This is a genomic window from Jannaschia aquimarina (assembly GCF_000877395.1).
Classification (GTDB): Bacteria; Pseudomonadota; Alphaproteobacteria; order Rhodobacterales; family Rhodobacteraceae; genus Jannaschia; species Jannaschia aquimarina.
This window is the reverse complement of record NZ_JYFE01000037.1, coordinates 40,983-61,791: the sequence shown is the minus strand read 5'-3', so window position 1 is coordinate 61,791 and position 20,809 is coordinate 40,983. Positions and strand designations below refer to the sequence as shown.

Here is a 20,809-nt window from a genome sequence, read left to right as displayed (position 1 = left end):
GCCGAAGCGCGTGCGATGGAAGGGGGGAGTGGCGCGGTTGACGGGGCTCGAACCCGCGACCCCCGGCGTGACAGGCCGGTACTCTAACCAACTGAGCTACAACCGCGTGAGGCGCGGGATAGCCGGGGCGGGCAGGGGGGTCAATGGGGTTGTCGAGGTCCGCCGGTTCCGGCGGGGCGCGGCACTCGGTGAGCCCGCATGTAGACCGACGCGCGGCGATGTCGGGTTGTGTCATATCGAGGGACGCGCAAGACTCTCCGCATGGCGACATACCGGCAGATGACAAATCCGATCCAACGAGAACTCGAATGGGCTCGACAACTGGACCAGTCCGAGAAGCTCGAAAGAGAACGCAGGATCAGCGAAGAACGAGCGCCGGAAACAGGTGCCCGGACCGAAGCCCTCCGCCGGATCAACGAAGCCCAGTCCAGCAACGCGCAGCGCATCGACCTGAGCGGGTTGCGGATCGACAGGATCCCATCGGAAATCGCTGATCTAAAGCGAGTTCTGACCGTCGATCTTTCGGGGACCCAGGTGAAGGATCTGGCCCCGATTGCCGGTATGAAGGCGCTGCGCTCCCTGAACCTCCGGGATACACCTGTCGCCGACCTGACCCCCTTGGCGGACCTGCACGATCTCGAGTTGCTCAGCCTCGACGGAACGTCCGTCCTGGACATAACGGACATAAAAATTTGACGAACCTGCGTGGTCTGGGGCTCGACGACACCGAAGTGACCGACATCTCGCCGGTGGCTCGGATGACGGCGTTGCAGGATCTTCTTTTGAAGAACGTGCCGGTCACCGATCTGTCCCCGATCTCTGGTCTCAGGAACGTTCAGCACCTTTTTCTCAGGGGCACTGACGTCGAAGACATCTCCCCGATCGGCAGTATCGGCTCGTTGCGTGAATTGAGGATCAATGGATCGAGGGTTTCGGACCTTCGACCGGTCGCCAACTGGATCTCTGCCGCACGATCGGCGGATCCAGAGCAAGCGAGGTCAATCAGGTTCGCCGACACGCCCGCCTGCGAAGATCCGGCAATCGCCGAAGCCGCCGCGATTGCGGACGACAGAGAACGCCTCGAAGCCCTCCTCGCCCATCTCAGCACCCTACCGCCCTGGCCGGAGCCGCTCGCCGAACGTTCGTTTGACACTCAGGCCTCCGAATCCATCCAAGCCGAACCGGCGCACTCACCGATCCGTACGGCTGAACACCACATCGCGTTCCTTCTTGAACACGCGGCCATCAACGCGATTCCCGCCCGGCAAACCGCCGACCAAATCAGATTTGCTCTCAAGGACGTGCCAGCGACCGATGGGAACCGTCTGCCGCCCGCTCTCCAGTCGATGCTTGACGTCGCCGAGATCCTGGATCGGCTCGGCTCGGCCGTCTCCGAAGGGGAGACGGCACTTCGAACGGAGATCGCACGTCTCGAAGCCGAGGTAGAGCGGTTGACCGCCGAACTCGCGGACCGAGACGGGGCTGCCCGGGCAACGGAACTCCTTCCGAAGGGCGCACCGGACAGTCCTTTTCTTTCCGCCTATGCGAAGGGGGCAGGGGAAGCGGCCTGGAAACTTACGGTCTCCATCGGATCCGTCGCAACTCTGACTTCGGTTGCCTATTTTCTCGGGCAGGATCATCCGTTGATCAAAGAACTCACTCAAACGGTCTGCAAGCTTCCGAAGTAAGGGGGCAATGAGTGTCAGGGGGCATCGCGACCCAAGGTTCTGATCGGTCTGCGCCCCGACCACCGACCCCGGCATGGGACAAGGGCCGCGGGCCCGCCGTGCCAGCGCCGGATCGGCCCGTGGGCCGGCGCACCTGCGACGTCTTCCCGAAGCGGCTCCGCTTTTCGGGGATGAGGGATCAAGCGCCTCGCCCCGACGATGCGGCGCCGTCCCCCGGCCCGGCGCTGGCACGGCTCAGGCGGGAAAGCATGACGCGAACCGTTCCGGTGTCCGTCGACGCGCCTTGCCCGGCATCGACACGGCGCGATCCGAGGCGGTCGAGCAGGCCGGATCTCTGCCGACCTGAAACCGCGCGAGGCCGATCCGCATGGCGCGCCCTGCATCCGTCTGGATCCGGTCGGCCCGCGCGCCGCCCGCTCGTGTCAGATGACTCGCGTTGCGACGGCCAGAGCGTTAACGATGCGTTACCGCTCGGTGCGCATCTTAACCGATCTTAACGCCTGATCCGGTGCATCCATGTGCAGACGCAGGGTGCACGGGGGGTGCACAGGGGGTGCACAGCGTTTTCGTGGATTTCGGCCCTCTCGGCGGCGGCGCGCTCACACAGGTTAACGCCACGATCCCATCGTCCCGCCAGGGCGAAAAATCCAAAGATATGAAGGAAATGGCGCGGTTGACGGGGCTCGAACCCGCGACCCCCGGCGTGACAGGCCGGTACTCTAACCAACTGAGCTACAACCGCGCGTGGATCGCCGGATACCCAGAGCGACCCGCGCCGTCAAGCGCCGATCACTGCCCCCGTCGGGCCAGGAAGGCGAGCCGCTCGAACAGCGCCACGTCCTGCTCGTTCTTGAGCAGCGCGCCGTGCAGCCGGGGCAGGGAATTCCCCGCGTCCTCACGCAGGTCCTTGGCCGTAAGGTCCTCTGACAGAAGGAGTTTCAGCCAGTCCAGCACCTCGGACGTGGACGGCTTCTTCTTCAGCCCCTGCTGGTCCCGGATCGCATAGAACCGCGTCAGCGCCTCGGCCAGCAGGTCCTTCTTGATGCCGGGATGATGCACTTCCACGATTCGCGCGAGCGTCTCGGCATCGGGGAACCGGATGTAGTGAAAGAAGCACCGCCGCAGGAACGCATCGGGCAATTCCTTCTCGTTGTTGGAGGTGATTATCACGATCGGCCGCTGCCCGGCCCGGATCGTCTCGCCAGTCTCGTAGACGTGAAACTCCATCTTATCAAGCTCTTGGAGCAGATCGTTCGGGAACTCGATATCCGCCTTGTCGATCTCGTCGATCAGCAGGACGGCCCGTTCCGGCGCCTCGAAGGCCTGCCACAGCTTGCCCTTGCGGATGTAGTTGGAGATGTCGTGCACCCGCTCGTCGCCCAACTGACTGTCCCGCAGACGGCTGACGGCGTCGTATTCGTAGAGGCCCTGCTGGGCGCGGGTCGTGGATTTCACCGACCATTCAATCATTTGCAGGCCCAGCGCGCCCGCCACCTGACGCGCGAGTTCGGTCTTGCCGGTCCCGGGCTCGCCCTTGACCAGAAGCGGCCGCTCCAGCGCGATCGCTGCGTTCACGGCAACGGAGAGGTCGTCGGTGGCGACGTAATCCTCGGTTCCTTCGAAGCGCATCGGGTCCTCCGGGATGGTTTCGGGTTCGGCTAGCATGGGGAACCCGCAGCCGCCATGGTCCGGCCACGGACCCGCCCAAACCCTGCCGGGCAGGCGTGTCACGCTTTCGCAAGTGCGGCATCGCATATCGTGACAAGGGTCCTGACGTGGTGTAAGCGCGCGCCATGGGGAACCGGTCGCCATCGAACATGTGCCTTAACCTGCAACGGCGGCCGGACGAGGGAGCAGACATGAAAGCCGAAACATTCCTTCCGAACGACTACACGCCCGCTGAGGATGAGCCGTTCATGAACGAGCGGCAGATCGAGTACTTCCGCCGCAAGCTGCTGGCCTGGAAAGCGGACCTGCTGGACGAGACCGCCACGACGATCGAGGGATTGCAGGATGCGGCCCGCAATATCCCGGATATCGCCGACCGCGCCTCGGAGGAGACCGACCGCGCGCTGGAGCTCCGGACCCGCGACCGTCAGCGCAAGCTGATCGCCAAGATCGATTCGGCCCTGCGGCGGATCGAGGAAGGCGAATACGGATATTGCGAGGTGACCGGCGACCCGATCAGCCTCAAGCGGCTCGACGCCCGCCCGATCGCGACCATGTCGCTGGAGGCGCAGGAGAAACACGAACGGCGAGAGCGCGTCCATCGCGACGACTGATCCGGTCTGCGTTCTTGGTGGCGGGGTCGCGGGCCTCGCCTGCGCTGCGGCGCTCGCCCAAACCGGGCGCAGGGTCACCCTACTGGAGCAGGCGTCTGCCCTGACGGAGGTCGGCGCGGGCCTTCAGATCGCACCGAATGGTGGGCGCGTCCTCGACGCGCTCGGGGCCGCTCCTCCCGCGCTTGAGAGCAGGGCGGTGCACCTGATCGACGGTCCGAGCGGCAGATCCCTGATCCGCATGCCACTGGGACCCGGGTTCCGGTTCATCCATCGGGCCGATCTGATCGCTGAACTGGAACGCACGGCACGGGCGGAAGGTGTCGAGATCCTGCTCGGGTGCCATGTGGATCGTGTGGATGCCGGAAGGCTGATCGCGGACGGGCGCGAAATGGCGTTCGACCATCTGGTCGGCGCGGATGGCGCCCGCGGTGCTGCCCGCCGCTTCGTGGCGCCGGATCACTTCAGCCGCTTTACGGGTCAGGTCGCGTGGCGCACGCTGGTTCCGGCGCCCGACGACTGGCCCCTTGAGGCACAGGTCCATGTAGGGCCCGGCCGCCATCTCGTGCTCTATCCGCTCAGGGAGGGGCGTCTCCTAAACATCGTCGCGGTCGAGGAACGCTCGGATTGGGTCGCCGAAGGCTGGTCACAGCGCGACGATCCAGCCAATCTGAGAGCGGCGTTTGACGGTTACGCCCCCTTTATCAGAGAGCTGCTCGCCCGGGTCGAGACGGTCCATCTCTGGGGGCTGATGGATCACGGGGCCGTGCCGGCCTGGCACCGGAACGGCGTCACCCTGATCGGGGATGCGGCTCATCCGACCCTGCCGTTTCTGGCGCAGGGCGCCAATCTCGCGCTGGAGGATGCGTGGACGTTGGCGCACGCGCTTGACGATCCGACCGCGTGGGAGGCTGCGCGTCGTCCGAGAGTAGAGCGGGCGCTGATGGCAGCGCGGGCGAATGCGGCGAACTACCACTTGAGTGGACCACGCAAGACCCTGGCGCATCTGGTCCTGCGTCTCGTTGCGGGCGTCGCGCCCGGTGCGATGCTGAAGCGATATGACTGGCTCTACGATCACGACGTGACGGCGTGATCCGCGTCAGGTTCGGGCCTTCTGCACGAGGCCCAGTTCCGCAAGGATCTCATCCGTATCGACGCCCAGTTCGCGAGGTGGTCCCGACGGTCGCGGGGCGTGCTCGCCGATGCGGAAAGGGAGCGTGGGGACATGGACACCGCCGATATCCGCGAGAAATCCGCGCGCGTCGACCTGAGGCAGGGCGAGCGCCGCGTCGAGACCACGCAGTTCGGCCGCAGGGACGCCGGCTGCGCGCAGAATGCTCTCCCAGTCCGTGGCGTCGCGCTCCGAGAGCGCGGCGAGCAGGGCCTGTTCCAGCGCAGCTCCATTCTGTCCTCGTGCCGCGCGGGTGGCGAAGCGGGGATCGGCCAGCCAGTCATCCCGGCCAAGAGCGCGCGCCAACGCATCGAACTGGTGCTCTTCGTTGACGCCGAGCGACAGGAGGCCTTCGCGGCAGGGGAACGTCCCTGCCGAGGGCGACCGCGAATTTGCCGCGTTCCCGCGGGCGCGGGGCACACGCCCGGTAGCCGTCATGTCCGCCACGGATGATGCCATGAGGGTTAGCCCGGTCTCGAACATCGAGACGTCGACAAGGCCGCCTTCTCCCGTCCGTTCCCGCCGGTAAAGGGCCGCGCAGATCGCAAAGCCCGCCGCGAGCGCCGTCGCGTAATCCATCACCGGGGCCCCGGCGCGTAGGGGGCCGGTGGCTTCGGTCCCCGTCAGCGACATGAGGCCGCTCGCAGCCTGGATGTTGACGTCGTAGGCCGGTGCGTCCTGCAGGTCTCCGCCTCGTCCGTAGCCGGTCATCGCGCAATGGATGAGCCGCGGGAATCGTTTGGTCAGATCGTCGAGCCCCAGATGGCGGAGCGTTTCCGGCAGGTGGTTCTCGACGAGGATATCGGCGCGCTCCAGCAGGCGCATCATGGCATCCCGGCCGAACTCCGTCTCGAGGTCGAGCACGATGCTGCGCTTGCCCGCCGCCTGTGTCAGCCAGGCCGTGGACCGGCCCGCCTTCGCCGCATCGGCATCGGTCCCGCCCCGCCAGCGCATAGCATCGCCGTTCGGGCCTTCGACCTTGATGACGTCTGCACCGAGCAGACCCAGCATGTAGCCGCAGGCGGGCCCGGCCAGGACATGGGTGAAGTCGACGACCCGAAGGCCCGTCAGCGGCCCCTCCGTCATGCCGCCGCCCGCCGCGCGGCGCGGTTCGTCCCGATCGCGCGAAGGATCAGGACCAGCAGCCCGACGAGCAGGAAGCCTCCGGCGACGGGCTCGCGCAGGAAGATCAGGACGCCATCGTCACTGAGCAGCAGCGCCTGCCGGAACGCCTCTTCCATCGGTCGGGCGAGGACGAAGGCGATCACGAAGGCCGCCGGAGCAAATCCCGTGCGACGCATCAGGTAGCCGACCACGCCGAAGACCAGCGCAATCGCGACGTCCAGGATGGAGGCCCGCGCCGAGTAGGCGGCGGCCACGGATGTGAGGAAGATGAACGGATAGAGAAAGCGGGGCGGGATCCGGGCGATCGTCTTTCCGATCAGCGGCCCGCCCCAGAACCCCATCAGGCCATAGGCGGCGATCCCCAACAGACCGGCCGCGAAGAGCGCGAAGACCAGTTCGCGTGACGAGAAGAAGTCGCCCGCATCGGTGATGATCATGTTCGTCTCGGAGAAGAGCAGCGGGCCGACCTGAATGCCGTGGATCAGAAAGACCCCGATCAGCACCGCCGCGACAGTCGACCCGGGCACCCCAAGCGTCAGAAGCGGGATCATCGACGGGCCCGAAACCGCGTTGTTGGCGGATTCGGGGGCGGCGATGCCTTCGATCACTCCGGTGCCCCACTCCTCGCGGTTGGCGGCGCGCCGCTTCTCCTCGCCATAGGCCACGAAGCAGGCCACCGAAGAGCCGAGGCCCGGCATCATGCCGATGACCGACCCCATCAAGGACGATCGGAACAACAGGGGGATCAGGCCGCGCACTTCCGCGAAGGTCAGCCGGTCCTCCACGTGTTCGTCCGCGATGCCGGCATCGACCGCTACCTGCTTCGCCATGCGCTCGGCCTGGATGATGATCTCGGAGATCACGAAGACCCCGATCAGCAAGGGGACGAGGGACATGCCGTCGCGCAGGTCCTGCGTGCCGAAGGTCAGCCGGGGTGTGTTCGTGATGATGTCCACCCCGATCAACGCGACCATGGCGCCGAGAACCGTCGACAGCAGGCCCTTGAGGATGGACTTGCCGACGACCGATCCGATTACCACGAAGGCCATGAGGTAGATCGCGAAATACTCGGTCGGCCCGAACGTCCGAGTATATTGCGCGATCCACACGGCGCCGAATATTAGGATGATCTCGCCCACGTAGTCTCCGAAAACGCTGGCCAAAGTGGCCGTCCGCAGGGCGCGGTTCGGCTGGCCCCTTTTTGCCATCGGGTGGCCGTCCTGCATGGTGGCGGCTGAAGCCGCGGTGCCCGGCGTGTTGAAGAGGATAGCGGCGATCGAGCCGCCATAGCGCCCGGACTTGCCGATCACATAGAGGAAGGCCAGCGCGGGAAGCGGCCCCAGGTAAAAGCTGAGCGGCAGCAGCATCGCGATCGCGGCGCTGGCGGTCAGCCCCGGAAGCGCGCCGAAGACGATCCCTACAAATGCCGCGAGGATCGTGAAGCCGACGGCTTGCGGGTCGCCGAACAGCATGCCGAAGCCGCCGATGAGATCCTGAAACGCGCTCATTGTGGCGTCACCGGCTCGGACAGCCATCGCAGGTCAAGAAGCGCGCCCCGCGGATCGAGCAAGCCCATCAGACCCATGAAGAGCGCCTGATAGGCGATCGCCGCAAAGATCGGCAGAAGGATCAGTGCCAGAGGCGACCGGACGCCGAATGCCAGCAGCGCGAGAAGCATCCCGAGCGCCGTCGCGGCCATGTATCCGAAAGCCCAGAAGCAGAACGTGTAGGCCGCGCCCGCGCCGATGACGGCCATGACCCGCTTGAGGTCGCTGCCCTCAAAACCCAGATCGCCCTCTTCCCGGAGCGGTTGCGCGGATGGGTTGCGCAGCATCGCGCCGAGCGCGACCAGCAGACCCAGGCCGATCATCGTGGCCGCAAGAAGGACGGGGACGAAGCGCGGGCCGACGGCCTCGTAGGACCGGGGGTCGATCCGCCAGGCTTCGACGGCGAAGACGAGGCCGATCAGGATCACCGCGGCGGCGACGCCGAGATCGAGTCGTGTTCTTGGGTGAAGGGTCATGAGGTCAACTCGTGAGCGGGGGACGCGGTCTCTGCCGCGTCCCCCATCCGTTCGATCGGTGATCCGGGGGAGGACCGGATCAGTTCTGAGCGGCGGAGATCTGCTCCACCACCGGACCGAACGTCTCGTAGAGTTGCGACAGGTTGGCGGCGCCCTCTTCCGGGGTGAGGTGCATCGAAGCCAGACCGGAGCGTCCCATGAAGCGGCCGAAGCCTTCCATCTCGGTGACGGCCTGAATGGCCGCCGAGACATCGGCCACCACTTCCTCTGGCAGGCCAGTCGGGCCGTAGACGCACATCGGGCCAGTCACGTTCAGGCCTTCGAGCCCCTGTTCCGCGAATGTCGGAACGTCCTCGTTGGCCGGGTCGCGCTCGGCCGAGGGTACGCCGAGAACCTTGATAGAATCCTCGAACCCGTCGACGAGCTGGTTGCCATTGAAGCTGGCCGCCACGTCCCCGGCCACCAGCGCGTTGCGCGCATTCGATCCGCCGCGGAACGGCACGACCTGATGGGAGATCTCGTTGGCGTCCATGAAGAGGTGGCCGACGATAGCATGCATGGTGGCCGCGCCCGAGGTCGACCAGCGCACCGTCTCACCCGACGATTTGACCGCTTCGACCCATTCGGCGGCGGTCGTGGCGGGGTGACCGGCCGGGACCTGCAACCCGGTGACGAGCTGGGTCACGCAGCCGAGATTGGTCAGGCTTTCGCGCGGGTCGAACCCGGCTTCGGGGGTCGAAAGCGCCGTCGCCGACATCGTGCCGTTGTTGATGATATAGAGCGTGTAGCCGTCGGGATCGGCATCGGCGACGGTCTGGGCCGCCTGAAGGCCGGAACCGCCCGGCTGGTTGACCACCACCATCGGCATCTCGTTCATCGTGGGTGCCGACGCGACGAAAGAGCCGAAGCCGCGCGCGGACGTGTCTGTGCCGCCGCCCGCCGAGAACCCGACGATCAGCCGGACAGGACGTTCCGGATAATCCGCCCAGGCTGCACTGGCGGTCAGAGCCGCTGCGGAAGCGAGTAGAAATGCTTTCATCTTATCCTCCCTTGCGGGCCGCGTTGTTCTCTGCGGCGCCTGCTGCGACAGGCTGCCACGCCGACGGCACCCTTTACAATTGAGAAGGTCGCCGGTTCTCTTGCAAGAAACGCAAGAGTCGGGTTCGATGAAGATAGACGCCCTCCGGGCTTTCCAACTCGTGGTCGAGCACGGGACCCTCAGCGCCGCCGCGCGTGTTCTCAACATCTCGGAGCCCGCACTCTCGCGGTCGATTTCGGCTTTGGAGCGGGAGCTGCGGCTGGAGCTGTTCGACCGTACCGGCCGGCAATTGCGACCGACCGAAACGGGGCGCGCGTTTCTGCAGGAGATCCAGCCCGTCCTGTCCGGGCTGGAACGGATCGGCGATTTCGCCGCCGAGATTCGTGCCGGTTCGCGTCGTCGTGTCAGGCTGGTTTCCATGCCGCGGCTCAGCACCGCGATCACGGCGCCGGTGGTGGCCCGCTTCAAGGCTGCCCATCCGGAGGTGGATCTGTCGGTGGACATCCAGCCGAGGCGCCTGCTCGAGACCTGGATCACCGGGCAGCGCTTCGATCTCGGCCTGTCGAGCCTGCCGGCGCGGCATCGCGATATCGACACGCGGCTGTTGTTCGAGTTGCCGGCGGTCGCGGTGCTGCCTGTCGGGCACCGATTGGCCAAGGCGGAAGCCGTCACCGTCGAGGATCTGACGCGCGAGGCATTCCTGACGCTCAGTCCCGGCACGCTGCTTCGGCAACAGACCGAGGCGATCTTCGGCCATGCCAACGCCTTGCTGCGGCCCGTGGTCGAGGTCAGTCAGGCCATGCTCGCCTGCCAATTGGTGATGCAGGGGACCGGCGTGACCATCTGCGATCCGATGCTGCCCTCGGCCTGGCCCGAGCGGCTGACCTGCGTTCCGATCGCGCCACGCTACCGGATGGCGTTCGGGATGCACTTCCTGCGCGGTCAGGAGCTTGGCCCCGAAGCGCAGGAACTGGTCCGGCTGACGCGCGAAGTGGCCGACGGATTCCTCGAAGCGCAGGGCCTCCCGCCTCAGCGTGCCCGCGAGCTCGGCGCTCAGCCCAGTGCGATGCGATAGAAGTTGAGGCCCCCGAAGATCGTCAGCACGTCGATGGCCAGCGCATGGCGGTCGGCCTTCATGCCCCGCAGAAGGCGTTGTCCGACCCAGTTGCCGGGCAGGGTGGCCAGGCCGCAGACGAGGCCCAGGGCAAGCCAGCCGCCATCCAGCATGTCGGTCCCGCCGAAGACGGCCGTGCGCGCGACATTCATCGTCAGCGCGATGGCGGCAAGGGAGCCGACGAATTCCCGCCGCGACAGCCCGTAGCCGAGAAGGAAGGGGATCAGCAGCATCCCGGCCCCGACGCTCGCGCCGGAGATGAAACCGTAGACGGTTCCCGCCCCGCTCAGCGCGCGCGGACCGGCCGTGATCTCCCGCTTCGCGGCCCATCTGCGCGCGGGTACGGAAACCAGGATCGTGGTCCCGAGGATCAGGGCGATCGTCGTGGCATTCAGATAGCCGTAGAGCAGCGCGCCGATGGCCACGGCGGGGATGGTGGTCAGCATCACCCAGCCATAGGCCTTCCAGGCGACCGCATCGCGGTTGAAGAACAGCCGGGCCACGCCGCTGATCGTCAGGGTCACGGCCAGCACCGGCACGACCGCCACCACCCCGATCAGCGGCGCAAGCACGATCGCCAAAAGAAAGCCACCGCCGATCCCCGTCGCCCCGTGGATGATGGAGGTGAGGAAGGCCGCGAGGATCACCGCCGCGACGACCAGCGGCCCCAGCTCCATCAGAACGGTCAGATCCATCGCTTGCCCCCGCGCGCCGGGCGGTCGATGGTTCTACCATGTTCGAGGAGGTTCGGGGAACGGCCCTGCGGGTCCGCCGGCGCAAGGCCGAAGCCGGTGCGCCCGAGGTCGCTTTCATCCATGCGCTCGGGGCCGGGTTGTGGGCGTGGGAGGGCGTGGCGGAACGTCTGCCTCGGGACTGGGGGCTGACGCTCTATGACATGCGTGGCCACGGCCTTTCGGGGGGTGCAGGGCCGCGGCTCGCGGATCATGCGGCGGATTTGCTCGCGCTCGCCCCCAAAGGCGCAATCCTCTGCGGTCTCTCCATCGGCGGACAGATCGCGATGCGTGCCGCACTCGACGAGCCCGGCCGGATCCGGGGCCTCGTGCTCTGCGCGACCGCCGCCAAGATCGGGGATGCGGCGAGGTATTCCGAGCGCGCCGCGCGCGTCCGCCGCGAAGGGATGGCGCTGTTCGCGCGCGAACAGGTCCGCCGATGGTTCTCGGAGGGCTTTGCCGCTGCCCATCCCGAGATCGTCGCCGGAGCGCGCCACGCGCTGTCCGCCCAACCGGTGGAAGGATACACCGCCGCCTGTGCCGCCATCGGCGCGACGGATCTGACGCCAGACCTCGCCCGGCTGGCGCTGCCCTGCCTCTGCCTCGGCGGGGGACAGGACCCGTCGACCGGCCCGGACACGATCCGCGCGTTGGCTGCGGCCCTCCCGAACGCAAGGGCAGAGGTCCTGGACGGCGTCGGTCATCTTCCCCCGGTCGAGGCGCCGGACGTGGTCGCGAACCTCATCGCGGGCTTTTGCGCTGGCCTTCATTCGGTCCCGTAGACCAGGCGAAGGCGTGCGCGATGGGCTTGCCGGATATGTTCGCGCGCGGCCTCTTCGGCGGCATCGGGACGGCGGGCCGCGATGGCGTCGAGGATTGCCGCATGTTCCTGCGCGGCGGCGGAAATCCTGCCGCGCAATCCCAGCGTTGTCGGTCCGAGCAGGGCGAGCGAGGCGTGGACCCCCTCCATCGCCGCCAGCAGAAACCGGTTGTGCGCCGCGTCTCTGATCGCGCCGTGGAAAACCGCGTTCCTGCGGCTCGCCTCGGCGGCGCCCGCATCCTCGGCCTCCGAGGGCTGGCCGGCCAGCAATTCGCGCAGGGCCGCGATCTCGGCTTCCGAGGCATGTTGTGCCGCAAGCCGCGCGGCCGTGCCCTCAAGCACCTCCCGCACCAGATAGAGCTCGGTCATCTGCTGCGTGTCCAGCGCGCGAACGGTGGCACCCTTGTGAGGCACATGAGCGATCAATCCGTCCTGTTCGAGGCGACGCATCGCCTCTCGTACGGGTGTCCGGGACAGACCGAGTTCGTCGGCCAGCGTGGCTTCGCGAAGGCGGTCGCCCGGCCTGATTCCCCCGGAGAGGATGCGGTCCCGGATCGCATCGTAGGCTGTGGCGGCGGTGGTCAGGGCGTCCTCCGATGGTCATGCTGCGAGCGGGCGCCTCAGAACTGGTAGCGCCGCAGGCCGCCATCCACGGCGATCATGGTCCCCGTAATATAGGATGCAAGCGGAGAGGCCAGGAACACGGCCAATGCCGCCAGCTCCTCCGGTTCACCGTAACGGCCGACGGGGATCTCGGTCCGGGATTGCTCCGCGCGGTATTCGGGCGAGTAGTTCCGCCGGATCTGGTCCGACATGATCCGGCCCGGTGCGATGCAGTTGGACGTGATTCCGTCGTTTCCGACTTCGCGGCTCAGCCCCTTGGACCAGGAATGGATGCCCGCCTTGGCACAGAAGGCACCGTTGACGCCTTCGGGCTCGGACTTGCCGGTGATATGGATCAGGCGCCCCCAGCCCGCCGCCTGCATCGGCGGCAGCAAGGCGTGGGCGATCTGGCGAGGACGGGTGAAGTTGAGCGTCAGCGCCTCGTCCCATTGTTCCTCGGTCGCGTCCTTACCGAAGGGGCGTGACCCGCCGGCGTTGTTGATCAGGATATCTGCGCCGCCCAGCGTCTTCCCGGCTTCGGCGGCGATGAGTTGCGCGACATCGCCATCGTAGAGGTCGGCGACCATCGTATGAGCGGTACCGCCGTCCGCCTCGATCTCCTCCCGGGCGGTCCCAAGCGTTTCCGTATTCCTCCCGGTCAGCAGAACGTGTGCGCCTTCCGCCGCGAGCATGCGTCCGATCGCGCGCCCGATCCCGGCATTGCCTCCGGTCACGACGGCACGCTTGCCATCCAGCATCAGATCCATCTGCGCCTCCCTGTTGACGTCAGATTGCATACAAGCGTATTCAATTCTGGTCCAGTCCTCTTCGACCTCGCCGGGAGCCCCGTTATGAACCTGTCTGACGTCTGCGCGCGCTATCTCCGAGAGGCGGGGATCGGCACGGTCTTCGGCTATCCTGGCGATCCTTCGGTCGGCTTTCTCGAGGCGCTCCGGACCGAGGGCCACGACTTCGTTCTGGCGCGGCGCGAGGGGACGGCGGGACTGATGGCCGAGGCGGCGGGCATGCTGACCGGAAAGCCAGGGGTCTGTCTGTCGACGCTTGGCCCCGGATCGACCAACCTCGTGAACGCCGTCGCGAATGCCTGGCTGGACAGGGTCCCGATGATCGCGCTCTCGGGACAGATCGACACCAAACGCGCGCCCACCTTCACCCATCAGGTCGTCGACCAGCGGGCCTTGTTCGCGCCGGTCAGCAAATGGGCAGCGGAGGTCGCACCGAACACCGTCGGCCACGTCCTGCGCAAGGCGCACCGGACTGCGATGGCGCCCCGTCCGGGCCCCGTCCATTTGACCATGCATGCCGATCACGTGACGGCAGAGGCGCAGGACGACGCGATCCTCGTGCCGCCAACGGAAACCGCCGCATCCGTCCTGATCCACTCGGGTACCATGCCCGAGCGCCGGATCGCCGAGGCGCGCCGTCCCCTGATCCTTTTCGGCATCTCGGCGATGCAGGACGGATGCGGCGAACAGATCGTGGCCCTCGCAGACCGGATCGGCGCGGCCATCGTGGCCGGTCCCATGGCGAAAGGCACGGTGTCCGAGGATCACCCGCGTTTTGCCGGTACGCTGGACATGGCCTGTCAGGCGCCGATGTGGGACTTCTTGAAGTCCGCCGATCTCGTCATCTGCGCGGGGTTCGATGCGGTCGAGTTGATCAAGCCTTGGTCCGTCACGGCCCCGGTGATCCATATCGACCGGGTGCCGAACACGGATCAGATCTATGCCGCCGAGACCGAGATGACGGGGCCGATCGGACCGATCCTCGCCATGCTGGCCGATGCGGTGCCCGAAAGCGACGGTTGGCCGGAGAAGGATATCGCGGCCCACCGTGACGCACTCCGGGCCGATTTCGACTCGGGCCGGGTGAGCGGTGCTCTCAATCCGTCGGACGTGATCCGTGTCGCGCGCGACGTGCTGCCCGCGGATACGATCGCAAGCGTCGATGTGGGCTCGCACAAGCTTCTGGTGGGGCAGGGGTGGCGCCCGTCCGGTCCGAGACGGTTCCTGATGACGAACGGGCTTTCCTCGATGGGGTTCTCGCTGCCCGCAGGGATCGCGGCCAAGCATCTGATGCCGGACGCGCCGGTGGTCAGCTTCATGGGCGACGGCGGCCTTGCCATGGTGCAGGGGGAGTTACGCCTGGCCGCTTCCTTGAAGCTGGGCCTCAAGGTTGTCGTCTTCGTCGATAACTCCCTGAACCGGATCGAACTCAAGCAGATGGCCCGGCAGGTCCCGTCGACCGGAACCGTGATCGAAGAGACGGCGATCGTGCCGCTGGCCGTGTCCATGGGCTGCCACGGCGTGATGGCCGACACAGAGAGTGCCCTGCAAGACGCGCTGTCGACAGATACGGGCGACGTCCCGCTGGTGATCGGGGCGCGGATCGACCCGGCCCAGTACGCGGCGCAGTTCTGATGCCGGGCTCCATCGTCGATGGGGCGGAGCGGGGGGACGGCCCCGCCCTGCCGGTGCTGGACAAGTACCATCTGACCGAGCTCGACCCAATCCGTGTCGCGGGCGGCGGGGACGTCGCGGATGCGCTGTCGGCGGCCGCCCGGTATGCCGAGGCCCCCCTCTCTCCGCCCGAGCGTTCGGCGGCCCTGCACCGCGCGGCGGACCTGCTGGACGCGCGGCGCGCGGACCTTCGCGAAACGATGATCGCCGAGGCTGGTTTTCCGGGCCGGGATTGCGATGGGGAAATCTCGCGCGCGCTCAACACTCTTCGGCTCTCGGCCGAGGAAGCGACGCGGATCACGGGCGAGATGGTCCCGTTCGATGCGGCCGTCGCGGGGCGGATCGGGTTCACGATGCGGGTCCCGGTCGGGACCGTCGTCGCCATCACCCCATTCAACGCGCCGCTCAACACACCCGCCCACAAGGTCGGGCCGGGCCTGGCTGCTGGGAACGCCGTCATCCTGAAACCGTCCGAGAAGACTCCCGGCGCGGCCAATCTGCTGGTCCGGGCCCTTCTCGAAGCGGGCTTTCCCCCCGGTGCGGTCCAGACTTTGCAGGGGGGGGCGGATGTCGCGCGGCTGTTGCTGGACGACCCGCGCCCGGCCTTCTTCGCCTTTACCGGATCGACGGCAGTGGGGCGGGCGATACAGCAGGCGGCGGGCCTGCGTCGCACTCAGATGGAGCTCGGGTCCATTGCATCGACCATCGTCCTCGACGGCGACCCCGCGGAGATCGCGGCGAAATGCGCCGGCGCCTCCTTCCGCAAGGCCGGGCAGGTCTGCACGTCGATCCAGACGCTGTATGTGGCGGACAGCGCGATGGAGGCCTTCCGGGATGCCTACGTCGCCGAGGCCGAGGCGCTCGTCGCAGGCGACCCGTCAGACCGTGGCACGGATGTCGGTCCCCTCATATCCGAGGATGCCGCCGCTCGGGTCGAAGGGATGCTGCGCGGCGCAACCATCCTGACCGGCGGCACGCGTGCGGGGCCTCTGATGCAGCCGACCGTCATTTCGGACCCCGCGTCTGCGTTTCTGGAGGCCGAAGCCTTCGGGCCGGTCGCCGCGCTGATTCCCGTCACCGGGCTGGACGACGCGATCGCGCGGGTGAACGCGACGCCCTACGGCCTTGCGACGGGCATCTTTACACAGGATATCGGGGCGGCTTTCACGGCCGCGCGCGGCCTGCATGTCGGCGGCGTTCATATCAACGAGACCTCGTCGTCGCGCGTGGACCTGATGCCCTATGGCGGCGTCAAGCTGTCCGGCTTCGGACAGGAAGGGCCACGCTACGCCATCCGCGAGATGACTCACGAGCGCCTCGTGACCTTCTCGGGTCTCGCATGAGCTACGACGTCCTGATCGCTGGCGGCGGGAACGCGGCCCTCTGCGCGGCGATCTGCGCGGCGCGGGGGGGCGCGCGCGTCCTCGTCGCGGAGGCGGCGCCCAAGGCGATGCGAGGCGGGAATACCCGGCATACGCGGAATTGCCGCGTCGCCCATGACGAGGGCAACGGCATTTTGACCGGGCCTTATCCCGTGGACGAATATCTCGATGACCTGATGCGGGTCACGAAGGGCAACACCGACACCGAACTGGCCGAGCTGACCCTGCAAAGATCGAAGGAGATCTGGGACTTCCTCGAAGCGCAGGGGGTCAGGTTCCAGCCGTCTCTGGGCGGAACCCTGTCGCTGGGGCGAACCAACGCGTTCTTCCTGGGCGGCGGCCGGTCGATGCTGAACGCGCTCTACCGCATGGCCGAGGATCTGGGCGTCGCCATCCGTTACGACACCCGCGTCGCCGCCATAGAGGTCGAGGACGGATTCTTCCTTGGCGCGACGCTCGAGGCCGAGTGGGACGGGGACCATCCGCGATCCGAACGGATCGAGGCCCGCGCCTTCGTCGCGGCTTCGGGCGGGTTCGAAGCCAATCTTGACTGGCTGGAAGAGGGGTGGGGCCCCGCGGCCCGCAACTTCCTGATCCGCGGGACGCCCTACAATACCGGCGGGGTTCTCCGCCTGATGCTCGACGCAGGCGCCGACCGCGTCGGCGAGGCGGACCAGTGCCACGCCGTCGCCGTGGACGGCCGCGCGCCGAAATTCGACGGCGGGATCGTGACGCGTCTCGACTGCGTGCCGTTCGGGATTGTCGTGAACGCACAGGGCCAGCGCTTCTATGACGAAGGGGAAGACTTCTGGCCCAAGCGCTACGCCATCTGGGGGCGACTCGTCGCCGCGCAGCCCGATCAGATCGGCCATGTGATCATCGACGCGAAATCCGCCGATCTCTTCATGCCGTCGGTCTTTCCGCCCGAGATCGACGACGATCTGGATGGGTTGGCGGGAAAGATCGGCGTCGCGCCCGATACGCTGCGCAAGACGGTGGACGATTTCAATGCCGCCTGCCGCCCCGGCACGTTCGATCATACGATCCACGACGATTGCCGGACCGAAGGTCTGGACCCGCCCAAATCCCACTGGGCGCGTCCCATCGAAACTCCGCCGTTCCGGGCCTACACGCTGCGGCCCGGGATCACGTTCACCTATATGGGCGTGCGGGTGAACCGCGATGCCCGCGTCCTGTTCGACGGCACGGCCAGTCCGAATGTCTTCGCGGCCGGCGAGATCATGGCCGGCAACGTGCTGGGACAGGGATATCTGGCCGGCATCGGCATGACGATCGGGACCGTGTTCGGCCGGATCGCCGGCGAGACGGCGGCCAGGGCGATCTCCAACCGAGAGCCGGCATCGTGATCCCGCATCGCGCCCCCGACGCCCCATCCGAGGGGCCCGCACGCCATGCGGGGCTCCCTTGCAACGCCGAAAGGAGCCCGATCCGATGACCCGCGTCGATCTTCCCTCTCTTGCCACCGCAAGCCAGTCCGAGGTCGCCCGGCAGATGCAGGTCTGCAACGCCTGCCGTTATTGCGAAGGGCTGTGCGCCGTCTTTCCGGCGATGGAGCGGCGGCGCGTCTTCACCGAAGGCGACGTCGATTACCTCGCGAACCTCTGCCACAATTGCGGGGCCTGCCACTATGATTGCCAATATGCCCCGCCGCACCCCTTCGCGGTGAACGTGCCGCAGGCCATGGCGGAGCTGCGCGAGGAATCCTACGCCCGCTTCGCCTGGCCTCAGGCGCTGGGGCCGGTCTTTGCCCGAAATGGGGTCTGGATCGCGTTGGTATCCGCGCTGGCCGTGGCTGGCTTCATCCTCGGTTTCGCCCTCTTGGCCGATCCGGGCGCGCTGACGGCCTCTGGCGACTTCTATGCGGTCATGCCCCATGACGCGATGGTCGCGGTCTTCGCGCCGGTCTTCCTCTTCTCGCTCCTGGCGCTCGCTTTGTCTCTACGCCGCTTCTGGCGAACGGCGGATGACGCACATCCGGTTCCGGTGACGCTCGCCGCCCTCTGGCAAGCGATGCGAGAGGCGGCGGCACTGCGGTATTTCGACGGCGGCGGCATGGGCTGCATGTCCCAGAGCGAGCGGCCGGACCGCCACCGCCGGACGTTTCATCACCTGACCTTCTACGGCTTCCTCCTCTGCTTCGCCTCCACGTCATCCGGGACGCTGATGCATTATCTGCTGGACTGGCCCGCACCCTATCCCTGGTGGGCACCTCCGAAGCTGTTGGGCGTGCCGGGCGGGCTGGGTCTCGTGATCGGGGCGGCTGGGCTCATCTGGTACGATTGGCGTCGGGATCCGGCGCTCCTGCCCGAGCGGCGGACGGGAATGGGCGCGGCCTTCACCTGGACGCTGCTTGCCCTCGGCGCCACGGGGCTGGCGCTCTATTGGCTGCGTGAGACGCCGGCGATGGGGGTCCTGCTGGCGGTCCATCTGGGCGTCGTCTTCGCCTTCTTCGTGACGATGCCCTACGGCAAGTTCGTCCACGGCCTCTATCGTTTCGCCGCCTTGGTCCGCCACGCACATGAAGGCCGGGCGCACGACGTGCAGGAGGCCGAGGCGCCCACGGAGGGGAGGGTCCGGACGTGATCGTCGCCTTCATCGGCTTTTCCGAGGCGGGACCCGCCTTCGCCGAGGCAATGGTCGGCAACGGCGCCGAGGTCCGCGCCTTCGACCTGCGCTCCCTCGACGCCCGACAGGCCGAGGCGCAGGCCGCGCTTTGCGCGCGTGTCGGAGCTGCGCATTCCGGAAGCCTTGCCGCAGCACTGGACGGGGCTGACCTGGTGGTCTCGACCGTGACCGCGGGTGCGGCCCTTCGGGTCGCGCGCGACGCGGCGCCGCTTCTGGCTGCGGAGGCCTGCTATCTGGACATGAACTCGATCTCGCCGGACGGAAAGCGGGCGGTCGGCGACGCCGTCGCCCCGAATGCCTTTGTCGAGGGCGTCGCGATGGGGCGCATCGCCGAAGGCAAGCTGCCGCGCGTGCTGCTTTCGGGGCCCGGTTCGGCGATCTGGGCCGAGCGGCTCGCCGCCCTCGGTTGGTCCGCCAAGAGCGCCGGAGAGGCCTGGGGCGCCGCGCCGAAAGCCAAGCTGCTTCGCTCGGTCATGGTGAAGGGGTTCGAGGCGCTTCTGGTCGAGGCGTTCGAGGGCGCACGGGCCGAAAGCCTGGAGCCGGTCCTGCTGGAGACGCTTGCCGACTGGATCCCGGAACTCGATTGGCCGGCCTTCACGTCCTATCACCTGGGGCGTGTTGCAAAGCACGGCCCCCGACGCGCCGAGGAGCTGCGCGAATGTGCCGCCATGCTCGAACAGATGGGCCGGTCCGTGACGATGAGCGCCCGCGCCGCCGAAATCATGGCCGCTGCGGGCCCCACTCCTGCGGCGGCGCAGCCCACGTCGTGATCGTTCGGGCCGTATCTCTGGCGGTGCCGCTATCGGTGCGCCCTGAGGTGGTCCACGAAGGCGCGCAACCGGGCGGGAACGTAGCTCCGGCTCTGATAGACGACCCAGGCGGCGGCGTCGAAATCGGTCGCGCTGCCTTCGAGGGCGGGAAAGAGGTCCACCAGATCGCCGGATGCGAGATCGGACCGGATCGTCCAGTCGGCCAGAAGGGCCACGCCCAGACCGTCCAGTGCCGCGCGGCGGATCGCGAGTGCGTTCGAGATCGCAAGCGCCGGCCGGGGTCTGACCTCTTCCACCGGTCCCTCCGGGCCTCCGCGGAAGCGCCAGGCCGAGCCGAAGCGCGGCAAAGCGAAGAGGATGCCATCGTGCCGTGCCAGATCCGCCGGCCGGTCGGGCCTTCCCGCCCGGTCGAGATAGCCCGGAGAGGCGACGGCGCGGTATCGCACGTCGAAGAGCCTGGCCGCGACGAAGGCGCCTTCGACTTCACGGCCGAGGCGCAGGGCGACGTCGATCCCCTCGGCCGCGATGTCCACCACGGCATCGGTGAGGCGCATCCCGATCTCGACCCGCGGATGTGCCTCCCGGAATGAAGTGATCCGCGGCATGAGCCATCGTTCGCCGAACGCGACCGACGTCGTCACACGCAGCAGGCCCGACGGGTCGGAAATCGCGTCCCGCGCCGCGTCCGCCGCCTCGTCCAGCGCGTCGAGGGCCGTGCGGACCCGCTCCAGATAGAGGCGCCCGGCCTCGGTCAGGTTCAGCCGCCGGGTCGTCCGGTCGAAGAGCCGCACCCCGACCTCCGCCTCGAGCGCACCGATCCGACGAGAGACCGAAGACGGGTCCACACCCTCCTCTCGCGCGACCGCGGCGAAAGACCCGCGTTGCGCGATAGTGGAGAAACTTCTGAGGAGTTCGATATCCAAGCCGGGCCTATTCGT

20 protein-coding genes and 2 tRNA genes are annotated in these 20,809 nt (G+C 67.3%); 11 read left to right on the top strand and 11 right to left on the bottom strand.

The window, feature by feature from the left end; translation table 11 throughout:
- Window positions 1–29 precede the first annotated feature (29 nt).
- Window positions 30–106, bottom strand: a tRNA-Asp gene (locus jaqu_RS10010).
- A 155-nt stretch (window positions 107–261) separates the two neighbouring features.
- Here jaqu_RS10010 and jaqu_RS10005 point away from each other — a divergent pair.
- Window positions 262–696: a leucine-rich repeat domain-containing protein gene (locus tag jaqu_RS10005; RefSeq protein ID WP_043918835.1), complete on the top strand. Its 435-nt coding sequence runs from the start codon at window positions 262–264 to the stop codon at window positions 694–696.
- The gene (locus jaqu_RS10000; RefSeq protein ID WP_043918834.1) at window positions 693–1,688 is read left to right on the top strand and encodes a leucine-rich repeat domain-containing protein; all 996 of its coding nucleotides are present in this window, start codon (window positions 693–695) and stop codon (window positions 1,686–1,688) included. The genes jaqu_RS10005 and jaqu_RS10000 overlap by 4 nt, the downstream gene beginning before the upstream one ends.
- Before the next feature lie 665 nt (window positions 1,689–2,353).
- On the opposite strand, the gene jaqu_RS09995 is transcribed toward jaqu_RS10000, so the two are convergent.
- Both jaqu_RS09995 and jaqu_RS09990 read right to left on the bottom strand, forming a co-directional pair.
- A tRNA-Asp gene (locus jaqu_RS09995) sits at window positions 2,354–2,430 on the bottom strand.
- Window positions 2,431–2,477: 47 nt separating this feature from the next.
- Entirely contained in the window at window positions 2,478–3,317 is an 840-nt protein-coding gene (locus jaqu_RS09990; protein WP_043918866.1) for an AAA family ATPase, read from the bottom strand.
- Window positions 3,318–3,547: 230 nt separating this feature from the next.
- Here jaqu_RS09990 and dksA point away from each other — a divergent pair, with 230 nt between their 5' ends.
- Entirely contained in the window at window positions 3,548–3,970 is a 423-nt protein-coding gene (gene dksA, locus jaqu_RS09985) for an RNA polymerase-binding protein DksA (RefSeq protein ID WP_043918833.1), read from the top strand.
- A complete protein-coding gene (locus jaqu_RS09980) occupies window positions 3,957–5,060 on the top strand; it encodes an FAD-dependent monooxygenase (RefSeq protein ID WP_043918832.1) in 1,104 nt (367 codons plus the stop codon). Before dksA ends, jaqu_RS09980 begins: the two co-directional genes overlap by 14 nt.
- 6 nt (window positions 5,061–5,066) lie before the next feature.
- Here jaqu_RS09980 and jaqu_RS09975 read toward each other — a convergent pair whose 3' ends face one another.
- The 4 genes from jaqu_RS09975 to jaqu_RS09960 all read right to left on the bottom strand — a co-directional run bounded on the left by jaqu_RS09975 (window position 5,067) and on the right by jaqu_RS09960 (window position 9,325).
- Window positions 5,067–6,224 (bottom strand): CaiB/BaiF CoA transferase family protein, encoded by a 1,158-nt coding sequence (locus jaqu_RS09975; RefSeq protein WP_043918831.1) that lies wholly within the window; start codon window positions 6,222–6,224, stop codon window positions 5,067–5,069.
- The gene (locus tag jaqu_RS09970; protein WP_052500904.1) at window positions 6,221–7,771 is read right to left on the bottom strand and encodes a tripartite tricarboxylate transporter permease; all 1,551 of its coding nucleotides are present in this window, start codon (window positions 7,769–7,771) and stop codon (window positions 6,221–6,223) included. The genes jaqu_RS09975 and jaqu_RS09970 overlap by 4 nt, the downstream gene beginning before the upstream one ends.
- Window positions 7,768–8,286 carry a tripartite tricarboxylate transporter TctB family protein gene (locus jaqu_RS09965; protein ID WP_043918830.1) on the bottom strand — a complete coding sequence of 173 codons (519 nt, stop codon included), beginning with the start codon at window positions 8,284–8,286 and terminating at the stop codon, window positions 7,768–7,770. The genes jaqu_RS09970 and jaqu_RS09965 overlap by 4 nt, the downstream gene beginning before the upstream one ends.
- Before the next feature lie 79 nt (window positions 8,287–8,365).
- Entirely contained in the window at window positions 8,366–9,325 is a 960-nt protein-coding gene (locus tag jaqu_RS09960; RefSeq protein WP_043918829.1) for a Bug family tripartite tricarboxylate transporter substrate binding protein, read from the bottom strand.
- Between the two features lie 127 nt (window positions 9,326–9,452).
- Here jaqu_RS09960 and jaqu_RS09955 point away from each other — a divergent pair, with 127 nt between their 5' ends.
- Window positions 9,453–10,400, top strand: a complete 948-nt coding sequence (locus jaqu_RS09955; protein WP_043918828.1) for a LysR family transcriptional regulator — start codon at window positions 9,453–9,455, stop codon at window positions 10,398–10,400.
- Here jaqu_RS09955 and jaqu_RS09950 read toward each other — a convergent pair.
- Window positions 10,379–11,134: a sulfite exporter TauE/SafE family protein gene (locus tag jaqu_RS09950; RefSeq protein ID WP_043918827.1), complete on the bottom strand. Its 756-nt coding sequence runs from the start codon at window positions 11,132–11,134 to the stop codon at window positions 10,379–10,381. The genes jaqu_RS09955 and jaqu_RS09950 overlap by 22 nt on opposite strands.
- A 38-nt stretch (window positions 11,135–11,172) precedes the next feature.
- Between jaqu_RS09950 and jaqu_RS09945 the strand changes: the two genes are divergently transcribed.
- Entirely contained in the window at window positions 11,173–11,952 is a 780-nt protein-coding gene (locus jaqu_RS09945; protein WP_043918826.1) for an alpha/beta fold hydrolase, read from the top strand.
- On the opposite strand, the gene jaqu_RS09940 is transcribed toward jaqu_RS09945, so the two are convergent.
- Together jaqu_RS09940 and jaqu_RS09935 are read right to left on the bottom strand one after the other, a co-directional pair.
- On the bottom strand, window positions 11,937–12,575 hold the full coding sequence (locus jaqu_RS09940; protein ID WP_043918825.1) for a GntR family transcriptional regulator: 639 nt from the start codon (window positions 12,573–12,575) through the stop codon (window positions 11,937–11,939). The genes jaqu_RS09945 and jaqu_RS09940 overlap by 16 nt on opposite strands.
- Window positions 12,576–12,610: 35 nt before the next feature.
- Window positions 12,611–13,360: an SDR family NAD(P)-dependent oxidoreductase gene (locus jaqu_RS09935; protein WP_043918864.1), complete on the bottom strand. Its 750-nt coding sequence runs from the start codon at window positions 13,358–13,360 to the stop codon at window positions 12,611–12,613.
- An 84-nt stretch (window positions 13,361–13,444) separates the two neighbouring features.
- Between jaqu_RS09935 and jaqu_RS09930 the strand changes: the two genes are divergently transcribed.
- The 5 genes from jaqu_RS09930 to jaqu_RS09910 all read left to right on the top strand — a co-directional run bounded on the left by jaqu_RS09930 (window position 13,445) and on the right by jaqu_RS09910 (window position 19,871).
- Window positions 13,445–15,034, top strand: coding sequence for a thiamine pyrophosphate-binding protein (locus tag jaqu_RS09930; protein WP_043918824.1), 1,590 nt, complete (start codon window positions 13,445–13,447; stop codon window positions 15,032–15,034).
- The gene (locus jaqu_RS09925; protein ID WP_043918823.1) at window positions 15,034–16,416 is read left to right on the top strand and encodes an aldehyde dehydrogenase family protein; all 1,383 of its coding nucleotides are present in this window, start codon (window positions 15,034–15,036) and stop codon (window positions 16,414–16,416) included. The genes jaqu_RS09930 and jaqu_RS09925 overlap by 1 nt, the downstream gene beginning before the upstream one ends.
- A complete protein-coding gene (gene tcuA, locus jaqu_RS09920) occupies window positions 16,413–17,822 on the top strand; it encodes an FAD-dependent tricarballylate dehydrogenase TcuA (protein WP_043918822.1) in 1,410 nt (469 codons plus the stop codon). The genes jaqu_RS09925 and tcuA overlap by 4 nt, the downstream gene beginning before the upstream one ends.
- An 85-nt stretch (window positions 17,823–17,907) precedes the next feature.
- The gene (gene tcuB / locus jaqu_RS09915) at window positions 17,908–19,059 is read left to right on the top strand and encodes a tricarballylate utilization 4Fe-4S protein TcuB (protein ID WP_043918821.1); all 1,152 of its coding nucleotides are present in this window, start codon (window positions 17,908–17,910) and stop codon (window positions 19,057–19,059) included.
- A complete protein-coding gene (locus jaqu_RS09910) occupies window positions 19,056–19,871 on the top strand; it encodes an NAD(P)-binding domain-containing protein (RefSeq protein WP_052500903.1) in 816 nt (271 codons plus the stop codon). Before tcuB ends, jaqu_RS09910 begins: the two co-directional genes overlap by 4 nt.
- A gap of 29 nt (window positions 19,872–19,900) precedes the next feature.
- On the opposite strand, the gene jaqu_RS09905 is transcribed toward jaqu_RS09910, so the two are convergent.
- Window positions 19,901–20,794 (bottom strand): LysR family transcriptional regulator, encoded by an 894-nt coding sequence (locus jaqu_RS09905; RefSeq protein WP_043918820.1) that lies wholly within the window; start codon window positions 20,792–20,794, stop codon window positions 19,901–19,903.
- Window positions 20,795–20,809: the final 15 nt, after the last annotated feature.